This is a genomic window from Microbacterium testaceum (assembly GCF_001476655.1).
Lineage (GTDB): Bacteria > Actinomycetota > Actinomycetes > Actinomycetales > Microbacteriaceae > Microbacterium > Microbacterium testaceum_C.
Genome location: NZ_LDRT01000063.1, coordinates 1 through 10,534 on the forward strand (window position 1 = coordinate 1; position 10,534 = coordinate 10,534).

10 protein-coding genes and 1 pseudogene are annotated in these 10,534 nt (G+C 70.4%); 4 read left to right on the forward strand and 7 right to left on the reverse strand.

Features of this window, described 5'->3' with window-relative positions; translation table 11 throughout:
• From NS220_RS10090 to radA, 3 genes and pseudogenes are all read left to right on the forward strand, one after another.
• A pseudogene (locus tag NS220_RS10090) lies at positions 1-323 on the forward strand (L-lactate dehydrogenase); the annotation flags it as partial.
• Between the two features lie 22 nt (positions 324-345).
• Positions 346-945, forward strand: a complete 600-nt coding sequence (locus tag NS220_RS10095; protein ID WP_058623947.1) for a DUF4304 domain-containing protein — start codon at positions 346-348, stop codon at positions 943-945.
• A 56-nt stretch (positions 946-1,001) separates the two neighbouring features.
• Positions 1,002-2,369, forward strand: coding sequence for a DNA repair protein RadA (radA, locus tag NS220_RS10100; protein ID WP_058623948.1), 1,368 nt, complete (start codon positions 1,002-1,004; stop codon positions 2,367-2,369).
• Positions 2,370-2,631: 262 nt separating this feature from the next.
• On the opposite strand, the gene NS220_RS10105 is transcribed toward radA, so the two are convergent.
• From NS220_RS10105 to NS220_RS10130, 6 genes are all read right to left on the reverse strand, one after another.
• Positions 2,632-3,042: a hypothetical protein gene (locus NS220_RS10105; protein WP_058623949.1), complete on the reverse strand. Its 411-nt coding sequence runs from the start codon at positions 3,040-3,042 to the stop codon at positions 2,632-2,634.
• A 169-nt stretch (positions 3,043-3,211) separates the two neighbouring features.
• Positions 3,212-3,928: a FadR/GntR family transcriptional regulator gene (locus NS220_RS10110; protein WP_058623950.1), complete on the reverse strand. Its 717-nt coding sequence runs from the start codon at positions 3,926-3,928 to the stop codon at positions 3,212-3,214.
• 84 nt (positions 3,929-4,012) lie between these two features.
• Positions 4,013-4,792: a 3-oxoacyl-ACP reductase gene (locus NS220_RS10115; protein WP_058623951.1), complete on the reverse strand. Its 780-nt coding sequence runs from the start codon at positions 4,790-4,792 to the stop codon at positions 4,013-4,015.
• A 43-nt stretch (positions 4,793-4,835) separates the two neighbouring features.
• Positions 4,836-6,191: an aldehyde dehydrogenase family protein gene (locus NS220_RS10120; RefSeq protein WP_058623952.1), complete on the reverse strand. Its 1,356-nt coding sequence runs from the start codon at positions 6,189-6,191 to the stop codon at positions 4,836-4,838.
• Positions 6,188-6,997 (reverse strand): gamma-glutamyl-gamma-aminobutyrate hydrolase family protein, encoded by an 810-nt coding sequence (locus NS220_RS10125; protein ID WP_058623953.1) that lies wholly within the window; start codon positions 6,995-6,997, stop codon positions 6,188-6,190. The genes NS220_RS10120 and NS220_RS10125 overlap by 4 nt, the downstream gene beginning before the upstream one ends.
• Complete coding sequence (locus NS220_RS10130; protein ID WP_058623954.1) at positions 6,978-8,333, reverse strand: glutamine synthetase family protein; 1,356 nt, start codon at positions 8,331-8,333, stop codon at positions 6,978-6,980. The genes NS220_RS10125 and NS220_RS10130 overlap by 20 nt, the downstream gene beginning before the upstream one ends.
• A gap of 161 nt (positions 8,334-8,494) precedes the next feature.
• On the opposite strand from NS220_RS10130, the gene NS220_RS10135 reads away from it, so the two are divergent.
• The gene (locus tag NS220_RS10135) at positions 8,495-10,030 is read left to right on the forward strand and encodes an amino acid permease (RefSeq protein WP_058623955.1); all 1,536 of its coding nucleotides are present in this window, start codon (positions 8,495-8,497) and stop codon (positions 10,028-10,030) included.
• A 58-nt stretch (positions 10,031-10,088) separates the two neighbouring features.
• Here NS220_RS10135 and NS220_RS10140 read toward each other — a convergent pair.
• Positions 10,089-10,534: DUF4232 domain-containing protein (locus NS220_RS10140; protein WP_058623956.1), on the reverse strand; the 446-nt coding region annotated here is incomplete at its 5' end.

Consider the following 10,534-nt stretch of genomic DNA (forward strand, 5'->3'; position numbering starts at 1 on the left):
ACGAACTGGATGCCATCGCCGTCGACGTCCGCGACGCCGCCTACAAGGTCATCCAGGGCAAGGGCGCCACGAACTACGCGATCGGTCTCTCCAGCGCCCGCATCGTCGAGGCGATCCTGCGCGACGAGCACGCGATCCTGCCCGTGAGCACCGTGCTCGAGGACTTCCACGGCATCAGCGGCATGGCGCTGTCGGTCCCCTCGATCGTCAGCGCGAAGGGTGCCGTTCCCCTGGCGGGCACGCCGTTCTCCGACCCGGAGCTGGCGCTCCTGCGCCGCTCCGCCGACGCGCTGACGACCGTCGCCGACTCGCTGCGCGGCTGATCCGCATCGGTAGCATCGGCGTATGAGCGAGCTCGAGGATCGTTTCACCGAGGCCGTCGCCGCGATCGGCGGGGTGCTCAAGCGACACGGATTCCGCAAGAAGAGGTACGTCTGGACCCGTGTCGGCGACGGCATCGTGCACGAGATCGACGTTCAGCGGAGCCACGGCAACAGCGCCGGCAGCGTCCGGTTCTACGTCAACGCACGGGCGTACGTCGCGGAGTTCGATCGCGCGATCGGGCGCACCCTCCCCGACGATCCGACCCGCGCGAACGCGCAGTTCGAGACCCGGTTCGAGGAGGTCAGCGACTGGCCGACCGATCGCGTCGACGTGGAACGGGATGCCGATGCCCTCGGTACCGCGCTCCCGGCGGCGATCGAACAGGTGGTGGCGCACCTCGACGGGATCACCGACGCGCCCTCCCTTGCCCGCACTCTCCGCGAGAGCGGATTCGTCCTCGATGACGACCTCTTCGCCTGGTACTGCGCGACCGGGCGCACGGATGACGCCCGCGCACAGTTCGGGGCCGCCCGCGACCGCTTCGGCGCCGAAGAGCGGTGGCCCCGCCTCGCCGCTCGGTTCGAAGAGGCAGCCCTGGAGTACGGCATCTCTCTCCCCTGATTCCGGATGCCGTGCCCCGACGGATCGATGTCGGAGGCCCCGCGTAGCCTGGGCACATGGCATCCCGACGTCCCGCTACCGCCCCTGCTCCGTACCGGTGCACCGAGTGCGGATGGACGACGCTGAAGTGGGTCGGCCGCTGCGGCGAGTGCCAGTCGTGGGGCACGGTCGTCGAGGCCGCCGAGCAGACGGGCATCGTGCGCTCGATCGTCCCGGTGGCGCCGGGTGCCGCGCGCGCGGCGCGGCGCATCACCGAGATCGACACGCAAGACGCCCCGCGTCGCACGAGCGGAGTGGGCGAGTTCGACCGCGTGCTGGGCGGGGGCATCGTCCCGGGGGCGGCTATCCTGCTCAGCGGCGAGCCCGGCGTCGGCAAGTCGACGCTTCTGCTCGAGGTCGCGGCGAAGAGCGCACACGCCGGTCGTCGCGTGCTGTATGCGAGCGGCGAAGAGTCGGCCGCGCAGGTGCGCCTGCGCGCCGAGCGCACGGGTGCCCTCCACGATGAGCTGTTCCTGGCTTCCGAGACCGACTTGGCCACGATCCTCGGCCACGTCGACCAGGTCGAGCCCGGCCTGCTGATCGTCGACTCGGTGCAGACCATCTCCTCGGCCCACAGCGACGGGGCGGCGGGCCAGCCCGCGCAGGTGCGCGAGGTGGCATCCGCCCTCATCCGTGTCGCGAAGGAGCGCGGACTGCCGATCATCCTGGTCGGCCACGTGACCAAAGACGGATCGATCGCCGGCCCGCGCATCCTCGAACACCTCGTCGACGTCGTCTGCCACTTCGAGGGCGATCGGCAGACGTCGCTGCGCTTCGTGCGTGCGCTCAAGAACCGCTTCGGCCCGACCGACGAGGTCGGCTGCTTCGACATGACCGGCACCGGCATCGCCGAGGTCGCCGACCCGAGCGCGCTCTTCCTCGGGCACGGCGAACCCGAACCGGGCACGTGCGTGACCATCGCGATGGAGGGCCGGCGCGCGCTGCCCGTCGAGATCCAGGCTCTCGCGGTGCGGCAGACCGCACCCAACCCGCGCCGCATCGTGAACGGCGTCGATTCGTCGCGCGTGGCGATGGTGCTGGCGGTGCTCGAGAGCCGCATGGGACTCACGCTGTCCGACCGCGACGTCTACGTGTCCACGGTCGGCGGGGTCCGCCTCGTCGAACCGGCAGCCGACCTCGCGATCGCCATCGCCGTGGCCAACGCGGTGAAGAACCGCAAGGTGTCCAAGCGCCTCGCCGCGATCGGCGAGCTGACGCTGACCGGCGAGATCCGCAACGTCACGCAGGCCGCGCAACGCGCGTCCGAGGCGAAGCGCCTCGGCTACCACACGGTGCTCGACGCCTCCTCGCGCAAGCTCGCGCAAGCGCTCAACGAACTGCAGGTGCGCGGCGTGCCGCGCGACGACAGCGAACCGGGGTTCTGACGCCGCCCGCTCCGCGCGGAAGGGGCGCGTCCGGGCGGATGACCAGGCCTCTCGCTGAGCCGCGGCTCAGCGGCCGGGAGGAGCGGACCGCCGGCGACGGTGCGGCGACGTCATCCCGAGAACTGCGGGGATGGCGAGTCCGGCGGCGCACACGGCCGCGGTGATCACGTACTCCATCCCCCGAGTCTGTCACTCTCACCTCACCCGCGCGACCCGCCGGGTGTTGTGGACACTCGACGCCGAGAACCTCCCCCGGCGGCGCTCAGGCGTCGAGAGCCGCGATCAGATCGGCCGGGCTCGCCTGGATCGGGTGCGGACCGGCGATGTCGATGAACACGGTGGTGAGTTCCTCCTCGTGCATGCCGAGGAAGGTCCGCAACCACTGCGGCGACTGCAGCGCGACGTGCGGCGGAAGAGTCGCGGGTTTGTGCGCCGCATCGCTGAACAGCAGCAGCGCCACCTGTCCGGTGTTCGGGTCCCGATAGGTCCAGACCTCGCCCATGTCGAGCGGGTTGTCGGCGTCCCCGGCGCGCATCAGCGGGACGACGGTGGGGCCGTGCCGCAGCGCGAAGGCGATCGCCGCCATGTCCTGCGTCTGCAGCGCGTCGGTCAGCGCGGTGTTCGTGAACTCCACGTCGGCCCTCTTCCCCTTGCGTTTCTTGCCCGCAGCCATCCTCCGAGCCTATCCGCGCGCCCGCACCCGTGCTCAGCGGAAGAGATGCGGCGACCCGAGGACCCAAACCCTCACCTGCGTCCGCCCTGCGCCATGACTCCTCCGCCCGGCGCCGCGAAGACCCGCCCCGGCCCCGGCACCGCGAAGATTCTCCCGGGCCCCGACAGCGCTACGCCAAGAACCCGCGCAGCAACGCCTCCGACCCGGCCAGGTGGTCGCGCATGGCCGCGTGGGCGGCATCCGGTCTCCCGGCGAGGATCGCCGACACGATTGCGGCGTGCTGCAACGTGGAGTGGTCGATGTTGCGGGGCAGAAGCGGGAACGTGTCGAGCCACGCGTTGATGCGCGCGCGGTTCTCCGCGACAAGAGGGACGAGCGACGGGATGCCGGCGACCTCCGCGATCGTCAGGTGCAGCAACGTGTCGAGTCGACGGTAATCGGCGCCCTCGGCGTGCGCGGCCGCTTCGTGCCGCGCCCAGAGCACGTCGCGTTCGTCGGCCGACAGCGATCGCGCGGCCGCGGCCCAGGCGGCGCCGGGCTCGAGCACACCGCGCAGCGCGATCACGTCACCCAGCTCGGCTTCCGACACGACCGCGGGCGCAGACGGGCGCGGCACCGGGTCGACGACGAAGGTCCCGCCGTACCGACCGCGTCGTGTCTCGAGCCACCCGGCGTCGGCGAGCTCGCGCAGCGCCTCGCGGACCGTGTCGCGGCTCACACCGTACAGCGCGGCGAGTTCGCGTTCCGCAGGCAGCGACTCCCCCGGGGCGACGAGACCCAGACGCACCGTCTGCACGATCCGCGCCGTCGTGTCCTCGAGCGCGTTGCCGCTGCGCACGGGCCGGTAGACGGCCCGGCGCAGATCGTCGAGCGGCGCGTCGGTCACCGTCTCAGCCTGTCACGGCCGCGGCGTGTGCGGCCGCTCGAGCGAGGAGCATCCCGCACCCGCACGACGTCGCAGATCGAGGACTCACAGCGGCGTGACGTATGCGTTCGTGATCCCGCCGTCGACGACGAACGCCGTCGCGGTGATGAAAGATGCGTCGTCGGATGCCAGGAACGCCACGGCCGCGGCCATCTCCGAGGGATCCGCGAACCGGCCCATCGGGACGTGCACGAGACGACGCTGGGCTCGCTCGGGATCCTTGGCGAACAGCTCCTGCAGGAGCGGGGTGTTCACGGGTCCGGGGCACAGCGCGTTCACCCGGATCCCCTGCCGGGCGAACTGCACGCCGAGCTCGCGGGTCATGGCGAGGACGCCGCCCTTCGACGCGGTGTACGAGATCTGCGACGTGGCCGAGCCGAGCAGCGCGACGAACGAGGCCGTGTTGATGATCGAGCCCTTCCCCGCGGGCACCATGTGCCGCAGCGCCGCGCGCGAGCACAGGTAGACGCTCTTGAGGTTGACGTCCTGCACGCGGTCCCAGGCGGGCAGCTCGGTCGTCTCGATCGAGTCGTCGTCGGCGGGCGAGATCCCGGCGTTGTTGAAGGCGATGTCGACGCTGCCGAGGTCGGCGGCGACGCCGTCGAAGAGGGCGTCGACGGATGCCTCGTCGGCGACGTTCACCTGCCGGAACACCCCGCCCACCTCGGTGGCGGCGGCCGTGCCGGTGGTCTCGTCGAGATCGGCGATGACGACGCGCGCGCCCTCGGCGGCGAAGCGACGGGCGGTGGCGAGGCCGATGCCGCTGGCCCCGCCGGTGATGATGGCGACGCGGTCGCGCAGGCGCTGGGTGAGGTCGATGGTCATGAGCTGTGGTTCCTTATGCGTGGGGGTGGAGAGGGAGAAGGGGTCACTCGGTGGCGTAGAACACGTTCTTCACCTCGGTGAAGTGCTCGGCGGCATCCGGGCCCAGTTCCCGGCCGAGGCCGGACGCCTTCATGCCGCCGAAGGGGGTCGCGTAGCGCACCGACGAGTGCGAGTTCACCGACAGCACGCCGCTTCGCACCCCGCGGGACACCCGGATACCACGGCCCAGGTTCTCGGTCCAGATCGAGCCCGCGAGGCCGTAGGCGGTGTCGTTCGCGAGGCGGATGGCATCCGCTTCGTCGTCGAACGGCAACACGGCGAGGACGGGACCGAAGACCTCGTCGCGCGCGATGCGGTCGCCCGGCTGGGCGAGCACGACCGCGGGCGCGAACCAGAAGCCGTCACCCTCGGGCGCCGAACCGCGGAAGGCGATGTCGACCCCGTCGAGGAAGCCCTGGACGGTGGAGCGATGGGATGCCGAGATGAGCGGTCCCATCTGGGTCGACTCGTCGTGCGGGTCGCCGACCTTCCACGCCGCGACGGCGGGTTCGAGCATCTCGAGGAACCGGTCGTACACGCTCCGCTGCACCAGCAGGCGGCTGCGCGCGCAGCAGTCCTGGCCGGCGTTGTCGAAGACCGAACCGGGAACCCCGGCCGCGGCTTTCTCGAGGTCGGCGTCGGCGAAGACGATGTTCGCGCTCTTGCCGCCGAGCTCGAGGGTCACGGGCTTGAGCATCCGCGCGCATCCGGCGGCGACCTCGGTGCCCACCTCGGTCGAGCCGGTGAAGACGACCTTGTGCACGTCGGGGTGCGACACGAAGCGCTGCCCCACGACCGAGCCCGACCCGACGACGACCTGGAACAGCCCCTCGGGGAGCCCGGCCTCGAGCGCGAGTTCGCCGAGGCGCACGGCGGTCAGGGGCGTGAGCTCCGCGGGCTTGAGCACGACGGCGTTCCCCGCGGCGAGCGCGGGAGCGAAGCCCCACGCCGCGATCGTCATGGGGAAGTTCCACGGCACGATGACCCCGACGACGCCGTAGGGCTCGTGGTACGTGACGTCGAGGCCGCCGGCGACGGGGATCTGCGACCCGATCAGGCGTTCCGGGGCACCGGCGTAGTAGTTGAGCACCTGCGCGACGTGCTGCGCCTCCCACCGGGCCGAGCCGATCGGGTGGCCCGAGTTCTTCACCTCGAGCGCGGCGAGTTCCTCGACGTGCGCCTCGACGACCCGCGCGAACGCGCGCAGGGCGTCGGCGCGCGCGACCGGGGCGAGGGCGGCCCACGCGCGCTGCGCGCGCACGGCGTCGGCCACGGCGGCATCCACCTGGTCGATCTCGGCGCGCTCGAGCGTGGTGATCGGCGACCCGGTGGAGGGGTCGATGACGGTGAAGGTGCTCATGCGGGGACTCCTTGGTGCTCGGAGGAATCGAAGACGGGTGAGGGGGCGGTGGCCCCCGCGCGAGACGCCCGGTAGCGCGCCGCGGCGGCGACGAGCCCGAGGAACAGCCGCCGGTCTTCGGCGTTCTCCTCGGGATGCCACTGCACGGCGACGAGGTAGTCGTCCCCCTCGGCCTCGACGGCCTGAACCAGACCGTCGTCCGTCAGGGCCGTGACGACGAGCCCCTCGCCCACCCGATCGACAGCCTGGTGGTGATAGCTGTGGACCGTGAGGGGTCCGGCGCCGACCAGTCCCGCGAGGCGGGTTCCGGCATCCACCTCGACGACGTTCTCGGCGAAGACGCCCCCGCCGATCCGGTACCGCTCGGTGCCGAGCGCCTCGGGCAGGTGCTGGTGGAGCGTGCCGCCGAGGGCGACGTTGAGCAGTTGGAGACCGCGGCAGATCCCGAAGACCGGGATGCCGCGCTCCCGAGCCCCCGCCAGCAGAGCGAGCTCCCACGCGTCACGGTCGGCCCGAGCGGGGTCGGTCAGGGGGTGGCGCTCCGCGCCGTAGAGCTCCGGCTGCACGTCGAGGCCGCCGGTGAGGATGAGCCCGTCGAGTCCGTCGAGCACCGCGGCCGCGGCCTGCTCGGGCCGCGGTTGCGGCGGCAGGAGCACGGCGGTGGCGCCCGAGGCGGTGACGGAGTCGAAGTACTGCTGCGGCAAGAACGCCGCGCGCACGTCCCAGACGCCCTGCTGCGCACGCTCCAGATAGGTCGTCAGCCCCACCACGGGGGTCCTGCTCGGATCAGAGGCGTTCGAAACCACGCACTCGCTCCCAATCGGTCACGGCGGCGTCGAAGGCCTCGACCTCGATACGCGCCTGGTTGAGGTAGTGCTCGACGACGTCGTCACCGAAGGCCGCCCGCGCGATCGTCGACTCCGAGAAGAGTCGCGCGGCCTCGCGCAGGGTCGTCGGCAGCGTGTCGACACCGGAGGTGTAGGCGTTCCCCGTCAGAGGCGCGGGCAGCGGTAGCTCGTTCTCGATGCCGTACAGCCCGCCCGCGATGATCGCGGAGATCGCCAGGTAGGGGTTCACGTCCCCGCCCGGCACCCGGTTCTCGACGCGCAGCGACGAGCCGTGGCCCACGACGCGCAGCGCGCAGGTGCGGTTGTCGACGCCCCACGCGATCCCCGTCGGGGCGAACGAGCCGAGGGCGAAGCGCTTGTACGAGTTGATCGTCGGGGCGTACAGCAGCGTGAACTCTCGGAGGGTGGCGAGGATCCCGGCGATCCAGTGCTCCATGAGAGGGCTGAAGCCGTGCTCCCCCTCGCCCGCCATGACGGCGGCGCCGTCGTCACCGCGGACGGAGAGGTGGATGTGGCAGCTGTTGCCCTCGCGCTCGTTGAACTTCGCCATGAAGGTCAGGGACTTCCCGTGGCGATCGGCGATCTCTTTCGCGCCGTTCTTGTAGATCGTGTGGTTGTCGGCCGTCTCGAGCGCTTCGGCGTAGCGGAACGCGATCTCCTGCTGGCCGAAGTTGCACTCTCCCTTTACCCCCTCGCAGTACATGCCGGCGCCGTCCATGCCGACGCGGATGTCGCGCAGCAACGGCTCGAGCCGCGTGGTGGCGAGCAGGTTGTAGTCGACGTTGTAGTCGGTCGAGGCCCGCAGCCCGGTGTAGCCCTTGGCCCACGCCTCGCGGAACGAGTCGTCGAAGACGATGAACTCCAGCTCCGTGCCCGCGTAGGCGGTGAGACCACGATCGGCGAGGCGCGCACGCTGGGCGTTCAGGATGCCGCGCGGCGACGGCGCGACGTGCTCGCGGTTCTCCCACGCGAGGTCGGCCAGGACGAGAGCCGTTCCCTGCTGCCACGGGACGCGCCGAAGGGTATCGAGATCGGGGACGAGCAGCATGTCGCCGTAGCCCTTGTCCCAGCTCGACATCGCGTACCCGTCGACGGTGTTCAGGTCGACATCGACCGAGAGCAGGTAGTTGCACGCTTCGGCTCCGTGGGGCAGCACCTCGTCGCGCCAGAACCGCGCGGCGACGCGCTTGCCGACGAGGCGCCCCTGCGCGTCGGGGAACGCCACGATGACCGTGTCGATCTCGCCGCTGTCGATCGCGGCATCCAATTCTGCGGTGGTGAGATTGCCCGCCATGGTCTTCCCCTCGGGTGGTCGTCGTCCCCGTGCATGTCGCCCCCGCGCGTGGAGGACTTAACGAGGAACTTACACGCCAAAGGTAGACAGGTCGACCAATAGAAGGCCATGATTTCCCGCAAGGCGAGCCCGCCGCCTGCCCGCATCCCTCTGGAGGTCTCATGTCCACCTCGAGCAGTTCCCGCAAAAAGGTCGCCGGTGCCACCTATACGGCGACGGATTCCACGTACTTCGAGAAACGCACCCTGAAACGCTCGGCCGGCGTGTGGGGCCTGTGGGGCCTCGCCGTCGCCGCCGTCATCTCGGGTGACTTCTCGGGATGGAACTTCGGGATCGCCAACGCCGGCTTCGGCGGCATGCTGATCGCCTTCGTGGTCCTCGTGATCATGTACTACGGGCTGACCTTCTCGATCGGGGAAATGGCGGCCGCGATGCCGCACACCGGCGGCGCCTACTCGTTCGCCCGCTCCGCGATGGGACCGTGGGGAGGCCTGGCGACGGGCCTCGCCGAGACCATCGAGTACGTCGCGACCACCGCCGTCGTCGTCTACTTCTCGGGCCAGTACGCCGACTCGGCGCTCGAACTCCTGACCGGGGTGAGCCTGCCGTCCTTCGTCTGGTGGATCATCCTCTACGCCGTCTTCATCGGCCTCAACGCCGCCGGCGCGAACATCTCGTTCGGTTTCGCGATCGTCGTCTCGGTCATCTCCATCGGCATCATCGTGGTCTTCGGCGTCATGTCGCTGGTCACCGGCGCGTTCGACTGGGGTTCTCTGTGGAACATCGTCCCCGACCCGGGCCAGTCGGAGTTCCTCCCCCACGGCGTCGGCGCGATCCTGCTCGCGCTGCCCTTCGCGATGTGGTTCTTCCTCGGCATCGAGGAGCTCCCGCTCGCGGCGGAGGAGTCGCACAACCCCGCGCGAGACATCCCCCGCGCGGGCCTCTGGGCCCGCGGCACCCTCATCGTCACGGGTCTGATCGTCCTGTTCCTCAACACCGGCGTGCTGGGCGCCGATGTGACCGGCTCGTCGGTCGAGCCTCTGCTCGACGGCTTCCGCGCCATGGTCGGCGATCAGGCGGCGGCCCTGCTGTCGCTCCTCGCGCTGATCGGCCTCCTGGCATCCCTCATGGGCATCATGTTCGCCTACGGCCGCAACATGTACTCGCTCTCGCGGGCGGGGTATTACCCGCGGTGGCTCTCCCTCACCGGTGCCCGCAAGACCCCGTGGGTCGCTCTCGTCTTCGGCGCCGTCCTCGGATTCCTCGCGCTGGTGATCGTGCAGGCGGCCGGTGGCGACGCCAGCCCCGCCGGCGCGATCGTGCTGAACATCGCGGTGTGGGGTGCGGTGCTCGCGTACTTCCTGCAGATGGTCTCGTTCATCGTCCTGCGCAAGAAGTTCCCGAACGCCGTCCGCCCCTACAAGAGCCCGTGGGGCCTGTTCGGCGCCTACTCGGCGGCGATCATCGCCGCGGTCGTGTTCTTCGGCCTGTTGCTGAACTCGGCGTACCTGCTCGCGATCGTCGCCATCATCGTGGTCTACGCCGTGATCTTCCTCGCCTTCGCGATCTACGGCCGGCATCGCCTCGTGCTGTCGCCCGAAGAGGAGTACGCCCTGTCCGGGGGCCTGCACGGCGACCCGCAGCAGGAGGGGTACGACGCCATGGAGGGTGAGGTGTTCGGAGACACCCGGTCCTGAGACATGGCGGAGGGGCGGATGCCACGGCATCCGCCCCTCCGCCATTCCCACCTCAGGGTCACTGCAGGATGAACGAGGCCGTTCCGGTGGAGGGGATGCCGCCGATCGACACACTCAGGTGGTACGTCGCGCCGCCGCCGGGAGCGAAGGCGCGCTCGCTGTCGCACGAGCCGACCGAGGAACGGGTGCGGTCCCAGGTGAGCGGCGCGGAGCTCGTGACGGTCTGCCCTGCGGCGAGGGTGACCTCCATGTCGCTCGGCTCCGACTGGCAGTCGGTGGAACGCCACCAGACGTCGGAACCGCTGGTCACGGTGAACGACTGGGCGCTCGTGCCCACGTTCATCGTGCAGGGGTTCGCGCTGGAGTTCGTCAGCCGGATGGACAGCTGCGGGTTCTCACCCTGCGCGTACTCGCTCTTGTCGGAGAGCGCCTCGACCTTGATGTCGGCGGGAGTGCATTCCGCGGGACCGTCCGACGCATTCGCGGTGGGGGTCGGGTCGGGGG